15 protein-coding genes are annotated in these 15,610 nt (G+C 62.4%); 9 read left to right on the forward strand and 6 right to left on the reverse strand.

Annotation, left to right across the window (positions count from 1 at the left end):
- The 5 genes from FGKAn22_RS00500 to FGKAn22_RS00520 are packed head-to-tail and all read right to left on the reverse strand — an operon-like array spanning window position 1 to window position 5,060.
- Window positions 1-900 carry an adenylate/guanylate cyclase domain-containing protein gene (locus FGKAn22_RS00500; protein WP_212786051.1) on the reverse strand — a complete coding sequence of 300 codons (900 nt, stop codon included), beginning with the start codon at window positions 898-900 and terminating at the stop codon, window positions 1-3.
- Complete coding sequence (locus FGKAn22_RS00505) at window positions 897-2,057, reverse strand: FAD-dependent monooxygenase (protein WP_212786052.1); 1,161 nt, start codon at window positions 2,055-2,057, stop codon at window positions 897-899. The genes FGKAn22_RS00500 and FGKAn22_RS00505 overlap by 4 nt, the downstream gene beginning before the upstream one ends.
- The gene (gene pepP / locus FGKAn22_RS00510) at window positions 2,050-3,354 is read right to left on the reverse strand and encodes a Xaa-Pro aminopeptidase (RefSeq protein WP_212786053.1); all 1,305 of its coding nucleotides are present in this window, start codon (window positions 3,352-3,354) and stop codon (window positions 2,050-2,052) included. The genes FGKAn22_RS00505 and pepP overlap by 8 nt, the downstream gene beginning before the upstream one ends.
- Complete coding sequence (gene murU, locus FGKAn22_RS00515) at window positions 3,347-4,060, reverse strand: N-acetylmuramate alpha-1-phosphate uridylyltransferase MurU (RefSeq protein ID WP_212786054.1); 714 nt, start codon at window positions 4,058-4,060, stop codon at window positions 3,347-3,349. Before murU ends, pepP begins: the two co-directional genes overlap by 8 nt.
- 4 nt (window positions 4,061-4,064) lie before the next feature.
- Window positions 4,065-5,060, reverse strand: coding sequence for an aminoglycoside phosphotransferase family protein (locus FGKAn22_RS00520; RefSeq protein WP_212786055.1), 996 nt, complete (start codon window positions 5,058-5,060; stop codon window positions 4,065-4,067).
- A 137-nt stretch (window positions 5,061-5,197) separates the two neighbouring features.
- Here FGKAn22_RS00520 and FGKAn22_RS00525 point away from each other — a divergent pair, with 137 nt between their 5' ends.
- From FGKAn22_RS00525 to hemB, 9 genes are all read left to right on the forward strand, one after another.
- Window positions 5,198-7,339, forward strand: a complete 2,142-nt coding sequence (locus tag FGKAn22_RS00525) for an LPS-assembly protein LptD (protein ID WP_246487415.1) — start codon at window positions 5,198-5,200, stop codon at window positions 7,337-7,339.
- Between the two features lie 58 nt (window positions 7,340-7,397).
- Window positions 7,398-8,705: a peptidylprolyl isomerase gene (locus FGKAn22_RS00530; protein ID WP_212786057.1), complete on the forward strand. Its 1,308-nt coding sequence runs from the start codon at window positions 7,398-7,400 to the stop codon at window positions 8,703-8,705.
- Window positions 8,706-8,708: 3 nt separating this feature from the next.
- Complete coding sequence (gene pdxA, locus FGKAn22_RS00535; protein ID WP_212786058.1) at window positions 8,709-9,701, forward strand: 4-hydroxythreonine-4-phosphate dehydrogenase PdxA; 993 nt, start codon at window positions 8,709-8,711, stop codon at window positions 9,699-9,701.
- Window positions 9,688-10,482, forward strand: a complete 795-nt coding sequence (gene rsmA / locus FGKAn22_RS00540; RefSeq protein ID WP_212786059.1) for a 16S rRNA (adenine(1518)-N(6)/adenine(1519)-N(6))-dimethyltransferase RsmA — start codon at window positions 9,688-9,690, stop codon at window positions 10,480-10,482. The genes pdxA and rsmA overlap by 14 nt, the downstream gene beginning before the upstream one ends.
- A gap of 21 nt (window positions 10,483-10,503) precedes the next feature.
- Window positions 10,504-11,337 (forward strand): bifunctional hydroxymethylpyrimidine kinase/phosphomethylpyrimidine kinase, encoded by an 834-nt coding sequence (thiD, locus tag FGKAn22_RS00545; RefSeq protein WP_212786060.1) that lies wholly within the window; start codon window positions 10,504-10,506, stop codon window positions 11,335-11,337.
- Window positions 11,315-11,944: a thiamine phosphate synthase gene (gene thiE, locus FGKAn22_RS00550; RefSeq protein ID WP_212786061.1), complete on the forward strand. Its 630-nt coding sequence runs from the start codon at window positions 11,315-11,317 to the stop codon at window positions 11,942-11,944. Before thiD ends, thiE begins: the two co-directional genes overlap by 23 nt.
- A 25-nt stretch (window positions 11,945-11,969) precedes the next feature.
- On the forward strand, window positions 11,970-13,253 hold the full coding sequence (gene hemL, locus FGKAn22_RS00555; protein WP_212786062.1) for a glutamate-1-semialdehyde 2,1-aminomutase: 1,284 nt from the start codon (window positions 11,970-11,972) through the stop codon (window positions 13,251-13,253).
- Window positions 13,253-13,846, forward strand: a complete 594-nt coding sequence (gene yihA, locus FGKAn22_RS00560; protein WP_212786063.1) for a ribosome biogenesis GTP-binding protein YihA/YsxC — start codon at window positions 13,253-13,255, stop codon at window positions 13,844-13,846. The genes hemL and yihA overlap by 1 nt, the downstream gene beginning before the upstream one ends.
- 171 nt (window positions 13,847-14,017) lie before the next feature.
- On the forward strand, window positions 14,018-15,025 hold the full coding sequence (gene hemB / locus FGKAn22_RS00565; RefSeq protein WP_212786064.1) for a porphobilinogen synthase: 1,008 nt from the start codon (window positions 14,018-14,020) through the stop codon (window positions 15,023-15,025).
- Here hemB and FGKAn22_RS00570 read toward each other — a convergent pair.
- Window positions 15,014-15,607, reverse strand: coding sequence for a nucleotidyltransferase domain-containing protein (locus tag FGKAn22_RS00570; RefSeq protein ID WP_212786065.1), 594 nt, complete (start codon window positions 15,605-15,607; stop codon window positions 15,014-15,016). The genes hemB and FGKAn22_RS00570 overlap by 12 nt on opposite strands.
- Window positions 15,608-15,610: the final 3 nt, after the last annotated feature.

Raw genomic sequence — 15,610 nt, forward strand, 5'->3', positions numbered from 1 at the left:
CTACTGCACGATGAACTCGACCAGTTCGGCCGGGTTGTCCGAGAACGGCTCGCCGAGGCTGATACTGCCGGATTTGTGCAACACGATCTGTTCGTGGGAGAGCGGGATCACCTGGCCGTCGCTGAATCGGATGTAGGTGCCGTTGGCGCTGTGGTCGACGATGATGAACTTGTTGAAGCTGAGTTCGATGCGCGCATGCTGGCGCGAAGCGAAGCTGCTGTTGATCACGAGGTCGCAGGCCTCGCCGCGGCCGAGCACCGCGCTCCTGTGCTGTTCGTTCAGGGCGGTGGTCTGTCCGTGGTAGCGCAGCATGAGTTCGTTGCGCGCGTCGCTCGGCTTGCGGAATCGCGGCAGGCCGATGCGGGTACTCATGGTGTCGTCCCGCTCCCATGAAACCAGAAAGACATCGGAGGCTTCCTGTTTACCCCGAAATTCGGCGCGCATAACCTGCCGGGTCCTGTTGCGTAAATCATCCGGCAGCTCATTTGCCGCGGCCCGGGTGGTCATGATCTGGCGCGCACGGGTGATGGAGGCGACGCGGGCGGCGATGTTCACTGTGTCGCCGTACACGTCGCCGTCCTCGCAGATCACTTCGCCATAGTGGAAGCCCACGCGTATGTACATCGGTTGTTCGCCGCCCGGGCGTTCCTTCTCGATCGCATTCTGCATCGCGCAGGCCGCTTCCAGCGCGGCGGCCGGATTCGGGAAGGTGCACAGGATCTCATCGCCTATGGTCTTGATCAGGGTGCCCCGATGCACCGCCATTTCTTTCACCATGGTGGCCAGACAGCCAGCCACCAGACGCCTGGCCGGTTCATTCCCCAGTTTGTCGTAAAGCGCGGTGCTGCCGCTGATGTCGGCGAACAGGATGGCCAGTTTTTCGGTGTGAGGAGCCGTCACCCGTTCGCCCCGAACATCATGCGTTTCGCGACGAAGCGCTTGGCGAACGGCAGGCAGTCCAGCGCAGAAAGTGTGGCGGCGCGCGCCGGGGAAAGCAGCGGCAGGTCGTTGGAGAACAGGCGCACCAGGCTGTCGGTGAAGCGGATGCCTGACTCGCGGTCGGTGCGCCGCCGCGAGCAGTAGGCGGCGAGCATCGCGTCCGTGCCCAGGATCTCAGGTGCGGCATCGAGTATCTCCTGCGCCAGCTCCCATGCGTCGCGCACGCCCATATTGAAGCCTTGTCCCGCTACGGGATGCAGTGTCTGCGCGGCGTTGCCCAGCAGTACGGTATGCGGCATGGGAACCTGTTGCGGGGCGCACCGCAGGCCGAGGGCGAAACAGCTGCGCTGGCTGACGCTCAGGAACGCGCCGAGGCGGTCGCCGAAATGTTCGTGCAGCCTGGCGAGGAAGGTCGCATCGTCCCAGGCCAGCATTTCCTGCGCCTTGTCGTGCGGTGCGGTCCACACCAGTTCATAGCCGCCCTGATAGGGCAGCAGCGCGAGAGGTCCCTGAGCGGTGAAGCGCTCGAACGCGGTGTCGGACAGCGGCGCGGCGCAGGTGACGTGGGCGATGAGCGCGCTCTGGCCATAGTCGCGGGTCTCCGGCGGGAATCGTTGCGCCAGGAGTTTGCCGCCGTCGGCCACCACCGCGAGGCGGGTGTGGAGCGTGTTTTCAGTGCCATCGATCTGGTAGCGGATGACGGCCTGTCCGGTCTCGCCCTGCAGTTCTGTGACGCTCGCCCCATACACCGTTTTGAGGTCGCTGTGCCGCATGGCCTGGTCCAGCGCGTTGTGCAGTTCGGGGTAGGGCAGCACATAGCCGAGTTCCGGCGTCTTCATCTCTGCCGCGCGCAGCACCGCGCGGCCGAAGCTTTGCCGCTGCGAGACATGGATGGTGCGGATCGCCGAGACGCTGCGCATCGCATCCCAGACGCCGAGGCGCGCCAGCAGCAAACGGCTGCCGTAGGACAAGGCCAATGCGCGCGCATCGGCGCTGGCGAGTTGAGCCGGGCGTGCCTCCAGTACGCGGACGTCCAGGCCGCTGCCGCGCAGGGCAAGCGCCAGCGCGGCGCCCACCGGGCCGCCACCGATGATTGCGATATCGCATTGTTCAGTCATGGCGCATGGCCTCCTCGATGTCGGTCACGCTCTTCGGCGCGGCCACGGTCAATACTTCGTTGCCCTGTTCAGTGACGACGACGTCGTCCTCGATACGGATGCCGATGTTCCACAGCGCGAGCGGCACGTCGTCGGCGGGGCGGATGTAGCAGCCGGGTTCCACGGTCAGCACCATGCCGGGCTGCAGCTTGCGCCAGCGGTCGTCGACCTTGTAATCGCCGACATCGTGCACATCCATGCCGAGCCAGTGCCCGGTGCGGTGCATGTAGAACTTCCTGTAGCTCTCGCTTTCCAGCACGCCGTCCACGCTTCCGCGGCACAGCTTGAGGTCGATGAAGCCCTGTACCAGCACACGCAGCGCGGCGTTGTGCGGCTCGTCCCAGGCATTGCCGGAGCGGACGGCGGCGATCGCGGCGGCTTGCGCGGCGAGCACGATCTCGTACACGTCCTTTTGCGGGCCGTTGAACTTGCCGTTGACGGGGAAGGTGCGCGTGATGTCGGCAGCATAGCCCTCCACTTCGCAGCCCGCATCGATGAGCAGCAGGTCGCCATCACCGAGTTGTCCATTGTTCTCGACGTAGTGCAGCACGCAGGCGTTCGCGCCCCCGGCGACGATGGCGGGGTAGGCTTGGTGCCGCGCACCGTGGCGGCAGAATTCGTGCAGCAGCTCCGCCTCGATCTCATATTCGTAAAGGTCGGGGCGGGTGTGGCGCATGGCGCGGCGGTGAGCCTGCGCGGAAACGGCGGCGGCACGGCGCATGATGTCCAGTTCATGCGCATCCTTGACCAGACGCATCTCGTGGAGCTGGGCGCGCACGTCGCGGATCTCGTCCGGCGCGCGGATGCCGCTGCGTATCTTGGCCTGCACCTTGCCGCGTAATTCGAGCAAACGCCGGTCCCACGCGGCGTCCGCCCCGAGCGGGAAGAACAGCGTGGGCTGGTTTCCCAGCAACTCGGCCAGTTTTTCGTCGAGCTGTTCGATTGCGTAGGTGGCATCGAAGCCGTAGCGTTCCTGCGCGGCTTCCGGCCCGCAGCGGTAGCCGTCCCAGATCTCGCGTTCCAGGTTCTTCTCGCGGCAGAACAGGATGGATTGGGGTTCGTCGCCCGCGATCAGCACCAGCACCGCTTCGGGTTCGGCAAAGCCGGTGAGGTAATAGAAACTGCTGTCGTGCCGGTAGGCATAGTGCGTGTCGCCGTTGCGCGCGACTTCTTCCGCAGTGGGAATCACGGCGATGCCGCGGCGCATCTGCTCCAGCAGGCGCGCGCGGCGTTGGCGGTATACGGAGGAATCAGGCATGGGCCGCATTTTGCGACGAACGTATCTGGCTGTCGAGTTCGGCGAGGCGTTGCGGCGTGCCGACGTCCACCCACTGGCCGCGATGGTGTTCGCCGCTCACTTTGCCGAGCGCGATCTGCCCGCGCAGCAAGGGGGCAAGCGGCGCGATGCTGCCGCGCGGGATGCCGGAGAACAGTGCGGGCTGGTAGATGCCGATGCCGCTGAAGGTGAGTTTCGAGTGTTGGGCACTTGGCGCGGACTCCACTACACGCCCGTCGTGCAACAGGAAATCGCCGTTCGGGTGGTGGGGCGGATTGTCCACCAGCACGAGGTGGGCCATGTCACCGTTGTCCCGCATGGCCGCCGCATGCGCAGGAAGTCGCGCGAAATCGTAGTCGCACCAGATGTCGCCGTTGACCACGGTGAAGGGCTCGTCGCCTAGCAGTGGCAGCGCATTGGCGATACCGCCTGCTGTTTCCAGCGCCTTGCCTTCGTCGGAGTAAGCGATGTGCACGCCGAATTGACGGCCATTCCCAAGGGCTTCTTCAATCTGTATGCCCAGATGGGCATGGTTGATGACCAGCTCGGTGATGCCAGCGCGCGCGAGCCGTTCGATGTGCCACACAACCAGCGGTTTGCCGCCTGCAGGCAGCAAGGGCTTGGGGGTGTGGTCGGTGAGCGGTCTCATGCGCTCGCCGCGACCGGCGGCAAGGATCATCGCTTTCATGTCGTCAGAAGGTGTAGCCGACCTGCGTTTCCCGCGGCTCAAGGGCATCGAGCAGGTTGAGCAGCGGCTTGAGGTCGATGTAGCGCTCGCAGGCGCGGCGCAGGTAGTCCATTACCAGCGGCATGTCTTTCAGGTAGCCGTCCTTGCCGTCGCGGTGATACAGGCGAGCGAAGATGCCCAGCACCTTGATGTGGCGCTGTACCCCCATCCACTCATAGTCGCGATAGAACTCGCCGAAGTCCGCGCGCACCGGCAGTCCGGCCTTGCGCGCCTTCTCCCAGTAACGGATCAGCCAGTCCATGATCTCTTCCTCTTCCCATTTTATGTAGGCGTCCTTGAACAGCGAGGCGAGGTCATAGGTGATGGGGCCGTATACCGCGTCCTGGAAATCGAGGATGCCGGGGTTGGGCTCGGCCACCATCAGATTGCGCGAGTGGTAGTCTCGGTGAACGTAGACGCGCGGCTGCGCGAGGTTGTTGGCGAGGATGCGGCGGAAGCTTTCTTCCAGCGCAGCTTGCTGTTTGTCGCTGAGCACCACGCCCAGGTGCTTGGCGATGTACCACTCCGGGAACAGGTTGAGTTCGCGGCGCAGCAGGGCCTCGTCATAGGGCGGCAGTTCGTCCTCGCGCGAAGCAAGCTGGATCTTGATCAGGGCATCGGTTGCCGCGCCATAGAGTTGGCGTGCGCTATCTGCATTCAACGCCTGCAGGTAAGTGGTGTTGCCCAGGTCGGACAGCAGCAGAAACCCCTGTGCCAGGTCTTGCGCATGGACGTGGGGCACATGGGTGCCGGCATCCTCGAACAGCTTGCCGATGTGCAGGAAAGGCTGGCAGTTCTCGTGCTGCGGCGGGGCGTCCATCACGATCAGCGTACGGCCCTCGGCGAAGGTGGCGCGGAAGTAGCGGCGGAAGCTGGCGTCGGCGGAGGCCGGGGCGATGCTGAAGGTTTCATTCGGGAACAGGCTGTGCAGCCATTCGGTAAGTTGTTGCTGGCGTTGCATATCAGGGGTATCCGGGCGGTCTTAATGGTAAACTCGTGAAAGTTTACCATCTAACCATTGTTATGCGGTTCCGTCTCAAGCCCGTCGCATTCTCTCTGCTTTGCACATTCGCGCACAACGCCGGTGCGGAGGTGGATATGCTTGCGCTGGAAATGGACCGGACGTTCATGGCGATGCCCGTACCGACGCAGGAAACGCCCGCGTTCGTGGAAGCGGACCGTCTGGTGGGCAAGCAGCAAAACCAGATCGAGGCGATTGGCAACGCGATATTGCGCAAGCGCGGGCAGTCCATCAAGGCGGACCGGCTGCTGTACTTCCAGGATACGCAGGATGTCGATGCCCAAGGCTCAGTGGTGGTTGAGCAGGACGGCAACACCATGAGCGGGCCGCACCTGATCCTCAATCTCGACACCAATATCGGCAAGATGGAGCAGCCAGTGTTCTATCTGGCGGAGAACGATGGGCGGGGTTCCGCAGACGTGATGCTCTTCCAGGACAAACAGCATTACACCCTCGACAACGCGACCTACACCACCTGTCCGGCGGATAACGAGGACTGGCTCCTGAAGATGAAGGGACTGGAAATCGACCGCGAGCAGCAGATCGGCACGGCGCACCATGCCTGGGTGGAGTTTATGGGCGCGCCTATCCTGTATTCGCCATGGATGGACTTCCCGCTCAACGACCAGCGCAAGTCCGGCTTCCTCGCGCCGGTGTTCGGCAGCACGACCAAGGGCGGCAGCGACCTGATGGTGCCGTATTACTGGAACATCGCACCGAACCGCGATGCAACCATTGCGCCGCGAGTGATGACCAAGCGTGGCGTGCTGCTCAACAACGAGTTTCGCTATCTGGAGTCGGGTTATGGAGGCGAATTGCACATGGACGTGCTGCCCAATGACGCGCTGGCAAACCGCAGCCGCACGCGGATCGCGTTGACCCATAGCCAGAGCATCGCGGCAGGGTTGACCGGCTATGTCAATTTGAACCGTGTTTCGGATGATGCCTATTTGCGCGATCTGGCCGATTCGGTGAATATAACGTCGCAAGTCAACCTGGTGCGAGAAGGCTTGCTGTCCTACAACGGTGGTTGGTGGAATACCACTGCACGTGTGCAACGTTACCAGACCTTACAGGATCCCGCCGCGCCGATCGGCGTGCCCTATGCGCGTTTGCCGCAGTTGACGGTGGCCGCGCAGCGGTATGCTTCCGGCGCGAATCTGGCTTTTGCCGGAGAATTTGTCGATTTCAGCCATCCCGCTGCGCTGAATGCCCAGCGGCTGGTGATCAATCCCAGCGTCAGTTATCCCTTGCTGAGCGATCCGGCGTTTTATCTCACGCCCAAGGTCGGTATACACAGCACTCACTATGTAATGGGGGCCAATAATGCCGCCGCACTGCCGAACGCTTCGCGCACCCTGCCGATCTTCAGCATGGATAGCGGCATGGCATTCGAGCGCGACTGGAGCCTGGCTGGTGGCAACTATCTGCATACCTTGGAGCCGCGCGTTTTCTATGTGTATGTGCCATACCGGGACCAGGCGCAGTTGCCGAACTTCGATTCGGCACAGGCCGATTTCAGCTTTGTCCAGATGTTCGCCGAGAACCGTTTTTTCGGCAGCGACCGTGTCGGGGATGCCAATCACGTCACGCTGGCGATGACCTCGCGCCTGATGGAACAGGCAAACGGCATGGAACGCCTGAAGGTGACACTGGGTGAGCGGTTCAGCTTTAGCCCGCCGCGAGTGAATTTCATTACGCCTGCGACGAGCACCAACCGTTCGGACATATTGCTGGCAGTCGCCGGCCGCGTGACCGATGCCTGGACGCTGGACAGCGAGGCGCAATTCGACCCGAACCAATCGCATACCCAACGCTACAACATCGCTGCCCGCTACCGGCCCGAAGCCGGCAAGGTGGTCAATCTGGGGTATCGCTTCTTGCGCAACACTTTGCGCCATGCCGATCTTTCCGCGCAATGGCCGCTGTCCGGTCGCTGGCATGCGGTGGGCCGCTGGAACTATTCTTTTCAGGACAACCGCCTTTTGGAGGCGATAGCAGGGCTTGAGTATAATCAAAGCTGTTGGATGCTCCGCCTTGTGGCTCAACGCTTTACTGTGGGGACGCAGCAAGCCAATACCGGTTTCTTCATACAGCTTGAACTGAATGATCTGGTCAAGGTTGGCTCGGATCCGTTGAGCTTGCTCAAGAACAGCGTGTCCGGCTACACCAAATTGAATGACAGGCCTGTTGATAAAGCCTCAAAAGTATTGCGCTGATTACAGAAAGACATAGATGCGAACAAGTTCCTTGATGATGTACGGTGCATTCCTCCTGATGCAAACTGTTTACGGAGCGGAGATGCTCCCTGTTGAAGCGGTGAAAGCCGTCCCGCCAGCACTCGATCCGCAAAAACAGGTGGCAGGGATCGATTCGGTGGTGGCAGTGGTCAACGATGACGTGATCACCCGCCGCGAACTGGATGACCGTCTGCGCACGGTGGCTCGCCAGTTGGAGAAACAGGGCACACAGCTGCCCGCGCCGGAGGTGTTAGAGAAGCAGATACTCGAGCGCATGATCACCGACCTGCTGCAGGCGCAATTCGCGAAGGAAAACGGCGTGCGCGTGGATGATACGCAACTCGATCTGGCGATCACGCGGATCGCACAACAGAACGGTTTTCCGGCGCTTGCGGAATTTCGCGCGAAGCTGGAGGCGGACGGGGTGAACTTCAAGAAATTCCGCGAGGAGATCCGCGGCGAAATCATTTCCACGCGGCTGCGCGAGCGCGAAGTGGAGAGCAAGCTGGTGATCAGCGATACGGAGGTGGACAACTACCTCGCCAACAAGGCCAGGATGGGCGGTGCGAACGAGGAGTTCCATCTTGCGCACATCCTGGTGGTGGTGCCTGAACAGGCCAGCGCCGAGAAGATCCAGGCGGCTCGCGACAAGGCCGAGCAGGCATTGGCGCAATTGAAGGGTGGTGCCGATTTCGCCCAGGTGGCAGCCGGCACTTCCGATGCCAAGGATGCGCTCAAGGGCGGCGATCTCGGCTGGCGCTCCAGCGACCGCATTCCTCCGCTATTCATGAACGAATTGCAGAGCCTGCAGCCCGGACAGACCACTGCGGTGCTGCGCAGTCCGAGCGGTTTTCATGTCCTCAAGCTGATCGAGAAGCGTAGCGGCAGCGCACCGGTGGTGATCGTTGAGACGCACGCGCGACACATCCTGATCAAGACCAGCGAGATCGTGCCGGCAATCGAGGCGAAGAGCCGCATCATGGAGATCAAGGCACGCATCGAGGCGGGCGCGGATTTCGCCGAGCAGGCCAAGCGCTATTCGCAGGATGGCAGCGCGCAACAGGGAGGCGACCTGGATTGGCTTGCCCCGGGACAGACCGTTCCCGAATTCGAGGATGCGATGAACAAGCTGCAACCCGGCATGATAGGAGCGGTGCAGACGCAGTTCGGCTGGCACCTGATCCAGGTGCTGGAGCGGCGCAGTACCGACGTCAGTGTGCAGCAGCAGCGCCAGCAGGCGCGTCAGGCGATCGGCAATTTCAAGTCCGAAGAGCTGTATCAGGACTGGTTGCGCCAGCTGCGCGATCGCGCCTTCATCGAATACCGCCTCGAAGAGAACAACTAGCCGGTGAGCAAAACTCTTCCTTCCGCCCCGCTGGTCATCACATCCGGGGAGCCGGCAGGTATCGGCCCGGATCTGTGTGTACGGCTTGCCGCAACATCGGCGGCGGAGCCCTTCGTCGTTATCGCCGATAAGAGCCTGTTGCAACAGCGTGCCGCGCAGCTCGGCGTGGGGCTGCGATTGCAGGACTATGTGGCTGGGCGACCGGCTCAACCGGACATCTTGTCAGTGATCCATGTGCCGCTCGCCGTGCCTTGCCGTCCCGGAACGTTGGATGCCGCCAACAGCGGCTACGTGCTGGAGATGCTGCGCCGCGCGGTGCAGGGATGCCAGAGAGGCGAGTTTTCCGGCATGGTGACCGCCCCGGTGCACAAAGGCATCATCAACGATGCCGGGATTCCCTTCACCGGACATACAGAATTCCTCGCCGAGCAGACCGGCACGCCGCTGGTGGTGATGATGCTGGTCGGCGGCGGCATGCGCGTGGCGCTGGCGACCACGCATCTCGCGCTCCGGGAGGTGCCTGACGCGATCACCGCACCGTTGCTCGAAGATGTGCTGCGCATCATCCGGCGGGACCTGCAACGACGCTTCGGCATCGCGCAGCCGCGCATCCTGGTGGCGGGGCTCAATCCGCATGCGGGTGAGGGCGGTTATCTGGGGCGCGAAGAGATCGACGTGATGATCCCCGTGCTCGACCGCTTGCGCGACGAAGGTTTCGATGTCAGTGCGCCCCTGCCTGCCGATACCTTGTTCACGCCGCATAAACTTTCACAATGCGATTGCGTGCTGTCGATGTATCACGACCAGGGCTTGCCTGTGCTGAAGCACGCCAGCTTCGGGCAGGGGGTGAACGTCACGCTGGGTCTGCCCATCATCCGCACTTCGGTGGATCACGGCACGGCACTGGATCTGGCGGGAACCGGCAAGGCCGATAGCGGCAGCCTGCTGGAGGCACTCAAGCTGGCGTCAGAGATGGTGAGTCATGAGCAGTCATAAGGCAAAAAAACAGTTTGGCCAGAACTTCCTGGTCGACCAGCAGATCATCGCCGACATCGTCGCGGCGATCCGCCCGGAGCCGGACGACAACATGGTCGAGATCGGTCCCGGACTCGGCGCGCTTACGCGGCCGTTGCTCAAGCGGCTGAATCACCTGCATGTGGTGGAGATAGATCGCGACATCATCGCGCGGCTGGAACACGACTATCCGCAGGGCGATGCCGGCAGGAAGCTGACCATCCATGCGGGAGACGCGCTGGCGTTCGATTTCGCCACGCTGCCCGCGCCGCTGCGCATCGTCGGCAACCTGCCGTACAACATCTCGTCGCCGCTGCTGTTCCACTTCGCCGCCTATGCCGAGCGCGTCACCGACATGCACTTCATGCTGCAGAACGAAGTGGTCGAGCGCATGGTCGCCGAGCCCTCCACCCCGGCATACGGGCGGCTGTCGGTGATGCTGCAGTATCGTTTCTACATGGAAAAGCTGCTGGACGTGCCGCCGGAATCCTTCCGTCCCGCGCCCAAGGTCGATTCCGCCATCGTGCGCATGATCCCGCTGCCTGCCGCCGAGATCGCGGTGCGCAACGAGAAGTTGTTTGCCGAGGTCGTTGGCGCGGCTTTCGGCCAGCGCCGCAAGACGCTGCGCAACACCCTGCGCGGCCACCTGGCGGCAGAAGATTTCGCCCAGCTCGGCATCGATGCGCAACTGCGTGCCGAGAATCTGTCCGTAGTGGAGTTCGCCAGGATAGCGAACCATCTGGATGGTAGAATGCGCGCCTGAAATTCCCTGAGTGCGCCCGTCATGTCTGAATCTTTTCCTCTGGTAATGAGTTTTGCCGCAACCGACCCCAGCGGGGGCGCGGGCTTGCAGGCCGACATTCTGACCATAGCCAGTATGGGTTGCCACCCACTGTCAGTGGTGACTGCCATCACCGTGCAGGACACCAGCGGCGTGGACGATGTGATGCCGATCGACCCGGACTGGGTGGTGGACCAAGCGCGCGCGATGCTGGAGGACGTGCCGGTCGCCGCGTTCAAGATCGGCCTGCTGGGCAGCGTGGAGAACATCGCGGCGATCGCCGAGGTGATGGCGGACTACCCGGATATCCCGCTGGTGCTCGACCCAGTGCTTGCTTCCGGCCGCGGCGACGAGTTGGCCAACGAAGACATGCTGGATGCGATGCGCGAGCTGCTGATCCCGCAGACCACCATCATCACGCCGAACAGCATGGAAGCGCGCCGGCTGGCCCTGAACGACGACGACGAGAATGACGATCCCGGATTGGACGAGTGTGCTAAGCGTCTGCTGCGCATGGGCTGCGAGTACGTGCTGATCACCGGCACGCACGAGCATACGCCCAAGGTCATCAACACCCTGTACGGCGAGCGCGGCGTGATCCGCAGCGACAGCTGGGCGCGCCTGTCCGGCATCTATCACGGATCCGGCTGCACCCTGGCTTCCGCGATCGCGGCCTTGCTGGCGCAGGACGTGGATGTGCCGGAGGCAGTCAAGGAGGCGCAGGAATACACTTGGCAAACGCTGAGCGCGGGCTTCCGGCCCGGCATGGGGCAGCATATCCCCGATCGTCTGTTCTGGGCGCGCGGCGAGGAGAATGGGCCTGAACGTCCGAATTAGCGGGCTGTACGCCATCACGCCGGACGAGCGGGATACGGCGGAACTGTTGCGCAAGGTGCGCCAGGTTCTGCTGGGCGGCGCGCAGGTGGTCCAGTACCGCAACAAGCTGGCCGATGCGCAGTTGCGTTTCGAGCAGGCCGGTGCGTTGCGTGTATTGACGCGCGAATTTGGCGTGCCGCTGATCGTCAACGATGATGCTGGTTTAGCTAAGCAGGTCGATGCGGACGGCGTGCATCTGGGCGGGACGGACGGCAGCGTGGCTGCAGCGCGCGCGCTGCTCGGCGCGGCGAAGGTCATCGGCGTGTCTTGCTATAATCGCGCGCCTCTGGCTTTCGAGGCGGTGCGGCAGGGTGCCGATTACGTGGCGTTCGGCGCGTTCTTCCCTTCGGGCGTCAAGCCGGATGCGGTGAAGGCGACGCCCGAACTGTTGCAACAGGCGCGGCGTGAGTTGAACGTGCCCATCGTCGCCATCGGCGGCATCACCGTGCAGAACGGCGCGGAATTACTGGAGGCCGGCGCGGATGCGCTGGCGGTGATCTCGGCGGTGTTCGCGGCGGCGGACATTCAGGACGCGGCAAGGCAGTTCGCAGAATTGAAATATCCATAGAACAACATCAGTAGAAAGACGCATCATGACTTCGCACAACCAGCAGCTTTTCGACGAATCCCAGAAGATCATCCCCGGCGGCGTGAACTCGCCGGTGCGCGCATTCAAATCGGTCGGCGGTACGCCGTTGTTCTTCAAGCGCGGCAAGGGCGCCTACGTGTGGGATGCCGACGACAAGCGCTACATTGATTATGTGAATTCCTGGGGTCCGATGATCGTCGGCCACTGCCACCCCGACGTGGTGAAGGCGGTGCAGGACGCGGCTGCCGAAGGTCTGGGTTTCGGCGCGCCGACCGCGAGCGAGCTGGAGATCGCCGAACTGCTGTGCAAGATCCTGCCGTCGCTGGAAATGGTGCGTCTGGTCAGCTCCGGCACCGAGGCGACGATGACCGCGATCCGTCTGGCACGCGGTTTTACCGGGCGTTCGCGCATCATCAAGTTCGAAGGCTGCTACCACGGCCACTCCGACGGTCTGCTGGTCAAGGCCGGTTCCGGCGCGCTGACCTTCGGCCAGCCGAGTTCTTCCGGTGTGCCCGCCGAGATCGCCGCACTGACCACGGTGCTGGACTACAACGACGCGGCCGGTCTGGAGAAGGCCTTTGCCGAATACGGCAATGAGATCGCCGCGGTGATCGTCGAGCCGGTCGCCGGCAACATGAACCTGATCCTGCCGAAGCGCGAGTTCCTCGACGCGATGCGCAGCCTGTGCACCAAGCACGGCGCGGTGCTGATTCTGGACGAAGTGATGTCCGGCTTCCGCGTCGGTCTGCAGGGCGCTCATGGTCACTTTGGCATCAAGCCGGACCTGATCACGCTGGGCAAGGTGATGGGCGGCGGTCTGCCCGCCGCCGCTTTCGGCGGTCGCCGCGACATCATGCAATGCCTCGCACCGCTGGGTGCGGTGTACCAGGCCGGCACACTGTCCGGCAACCCGGTTGCAGTGGCGGCAGGCTTGGCTACGTTGAAGCTGGTACAGGCTCCCGGTTTCTATGAGCGTCTGACCCAGATCGCCAAACAGATGACCGAAGGCATCGCAGCCAGCGCGAAGAAGCACGGCATCCCATTCAGCGCGCAGTCCATCGGCAGCATGTTCGGCCTGTATTTCAGCGAGAAGGCGCCGACCAGCTACGCCGAAGTGATGGCTAGCGACAAGGAGGCGTTTAACCGCTTCTTCCACGCGATGCTGGAAGAGGGCGTGTACCTCGCACCATCGGCGTTCGAAGCCGGTTTCGTGTCCGCCGCGCATAGCGATGCGGACATCGCGGCAACCATCGCTGCCGCCGACAGAGTCTTCGCGGCCTGGAAATAATGGGACTCTTCTCCAAAGCGGCCTTCTACACCACGGTCAACGACTTGCGCGACCTGCCGCTGCACGGCGGCAGGGAAGTCGCGTTCGTCGGGCGTTCCAATGCCGGCAAATCCAGCGCGATCAACACGCTGGCGAACCATGTGCGACTGGCCTATACCAGCAAGACGCCGGGGCGCACCCAGCATCTCAATTACTTTTCGCTGGGAGATGATAATTATCTGGTGGACTTGCCGGGCTACGGCTACGCCAAAGTGCCTCCCGATGTGCAGAAGCATTGGGAAAAGCTGCTGGGTGATTACTTGCAAACCCGCGAGGAGTTGGCAGGCCTGGTGGTCATCATGGACTCGCGCCATCCGCTGACGGCGCTGGACGAAGGCATGCTGGACTGGTTCGCTCCCACCGGCAAACCGGTGCATGTGCTGCTGACCAAGTCGGACAAGCTCAGCCGCCAGCAGGCGACCAAGACACTGAATAGCGTAAAATCCTACCTGAACGAGCATTTCCCGAACTGTTCCGTGCAACTGTTTTCCAGCCTGAAGAAGCAGGGGACGGAAGAGGCAGAGGCGGTGATCGCGGGTTGGCTCAAGGAATGACAGACAAAAAAATGCCCCTGAACCAAAGGGGAAGGTCAGGGGCAAAGTCTTAACATGGTTAAGACACACGCTCAGGGAGGAGAAACGTGGAATGATTCATCATCATTCACGCAATCAGATAAGCCGTTTCTAAAATAGTTCCAAAGAAAATAAAATTTTTCAGGAAGAATCATGCAGACACTCGGACAATACCCTCACAAACGCATGCGCCGGATGCGTCGAGACCAGTTTTCGCGCGACTTGATGCGTGAGCATGTGCTCACTCCGGCGGATTTCATCTACCCGGTTTTCGTGCTCGAAGGCAGCAACAAGGTCGAGGATGTGAAGTCCATGCCGGGGGTGCAGCGCAAGACGCTGGACCTGCTGTTGAAGGACGCCGAGCAATGCGTGAAGCTGGGTATTCCTGTGATGGCGATCTTCCCAGTGATCGACACTCCATTAAAGAGCTTGGGCGCAGAAGAAGCTTACAACCCGAACGGCCTGGTGCCGCGCGTGGTTGCCGAGCTGAAGAAGAATTTCCCGGAGTTGGGCGTAATGACCGACATCGCGCTCGATCCGTATACCAGCCACGGCCAGGACGGGCTGATCGACGACAGCGGCTACGTGCTGAACGACGAGACGATCGCGGTGCTGACCAGGCAGGCTCAGTGCCATGCCGCCGCCGGGGCCGACATCGTCGCGCCTTCCGACATGATGGACGGACGCATCGGCGAGGTGCGTACGGCGCTGGATGCCGACGGCCACATCCACACCCGCATCATGGCTTACTCCGCCAAATACGCCTCCAGCTTCTATGGTCCGTTCCGCGACGCGGTCGGCTCCAGCGGCAATCTCGGCAAGGGCAACAAATACACCTACCAGATGGACCCGGCCAATTCCGACGAAGCGCTGTGGGAAGTCGGCCTCGACTTGCAGGAAGGCGCGGACATGGTGATGGTCAAGCCGGGCATGCCTTACCTGGACATCGTGCGCCGCGTGAAGGACGAGTTCAGGGCGCCGACCTTCGTGTACCAGGTCAGCGGCGAATACGCCATGCTCAAGGCTGCCGCGCAGAACGGCTGGCTGAATGAAGAAGCATGTGTGCTGGAATCGTTGCTGGCATTCAAGCGTGCCGGCGCGGACGGCATCCTGACCTACTTTGCGCTGGATGCGGCGCGCTGGCTGAAATCAGGCGGCTAGCAACGCTTCGACTGCCGCGATATCCGCATGGGTCTCCGGGTGGCGGCTGCCGCTGAATTGCGCGTTCTTGGGGAGCACGACGATATGGGTCTGCACCCCGGATTCGCCGGTCAGGGTGTAGCTCGGCACGGTCTCCTCATGTCCGCCTAGCTGGACTCGCCACACCCCATCCTCGAAATCGATCTTGTGCTTGAGCAGGAACAGCAGCACGGCCTTCTCGTCGTCGCTGTACAGCATCAGGTTGATGTCCGATTGTTCGCCCGCCGTGCCGCTCAATACCGAACCCGTCAGGTAAGGGTGGAATTCCGCCAGCAGGCGCATGGTGCTGAACGCCTCTTCGCGCAACTGGCGCAGGATGCCGGGGTGGCTGTCGCGCTGGTAGAGGGCGCGATAGCTGTGAAGGGCCTCATCCACTTCATGGTTGCTCGGCAGGTGCTGGGTGTCGGCAGCGCCCAATTGCCGGGCGGCCTTGCGCTTGGCAAAAGTGTGGTCGGTGATGCCGTCCTCGGCCATCAGCTTGGCTGCCAGGTGTGCCAGCTGTTCGCGCATCAGGTCGCGTCTGTGCAAGTGTTCTTTGGTCATCGG

Source organism: Ferrigenium kumadai (assembly GCF_018324385.1).
GTDB classification, from domain to species: domain Bacteria; phylum Pseudomonadota; class Gammaproteobacteria; order Burkholderiales; family Gallionellaceae; genus Gallionella; species Gallionella kumadai.

What these genes read in the sequence shown, in the direction of transcription:
- FGKAn22_RS00505 (WP_212786052.1), bottom strand. Translation starts at nt 2,057, where the DNA reads ATGACTGAACAATGCGATATCGCAATCATCGGTGGCGGCCCGGTGGGC.
- pepP (WP_212786053.1), bottom strand. Translation starts at nt 3,354, where the DNA reads ATGCCTGATTCCTCCGTATACCGCCAACGCCGCGCGCGCCTGCTGGAG.
- murU (WP_212786054.1), bottom strand. Translation starts at nt 4,060, where the DNA reads ATGAAAGCGATGATCCTTGCCGCCGGTCGCGGCGAGCGCATGAGACCG.
- FGKAn22_RS00520 (WP_212786055.1), bottom strand. Translation starts at nt 5,060, where the DNA reads ATGCAACGCCAGCAACAACTTACCGAATGGCTGCACAGCCTGTTCCCG.
- FGKAn22_RS00525 (WP_246487415.1), top strand. Translation starts at nt 5,198, where the DNA reads ATGCTTGCGCTGGAAATGGACCGGACGTTCATGGCGATGCCCGTACCG.
- FGKAn22_RS00530 (WP_212786057.1), top strand. Translation starts at nt 7,398, where the DNA reads ATGCAAACTGTTTACGGAGCGGAGATGCTCCCTGTTGAAGCGGTGAAA.
- rsmA (WP_212786059.1), top strand. Translation starts at nt 9,688, where the DNA reads ATGAGCAGTCATAAGGCAAAAAAACAGTTTGGCCAGAACTTCCTGGTC.
- thiD (WP_212786060.1), top strand. Translation starts at nt 10,504, where the DNA reads ATGTCTGAATCTTTTCCTCTGGTAATGAGTTTTGCCGCAACCGACCCC.
- thiE (WP_212786061.1), top strand. Translation starts at nt 11,315, where the DNA reads ATGGGCCTGAACGTCCGAATTAGCGGGCTGTACGCCATCACGCCGGAC.
- hemL (WP_212786062.1), top strand. Translation starts at nt 11,970, where the DNA reads ATGACTTCGCACAACCAGCAGCTTTTCGACGAATCCCAGAAGATCATC.
- yihA (WP_212786063.1), top strand. Translation starts at nt 13,253, where the DNA reads ATGGGACTCTTCTCCAAAGCGGCCTTCTACACCACGGTCAACGACTTG.
- hemB (WP_212786064.1), top strand. Translation starts at nt 14,018, where the DNA reads ATGCAGACACTCGGACAATACCCTCACAAACGCATGCGCCGGATGCGT.
- FGKAn22_RS00570 (WP_212786065.1), bottom strand. Translation starts at nt 15,607, where the DNA reads ATGACCAAAGAACACTTGCACAGACGCGACCTGATGCGCGAACAGCTG.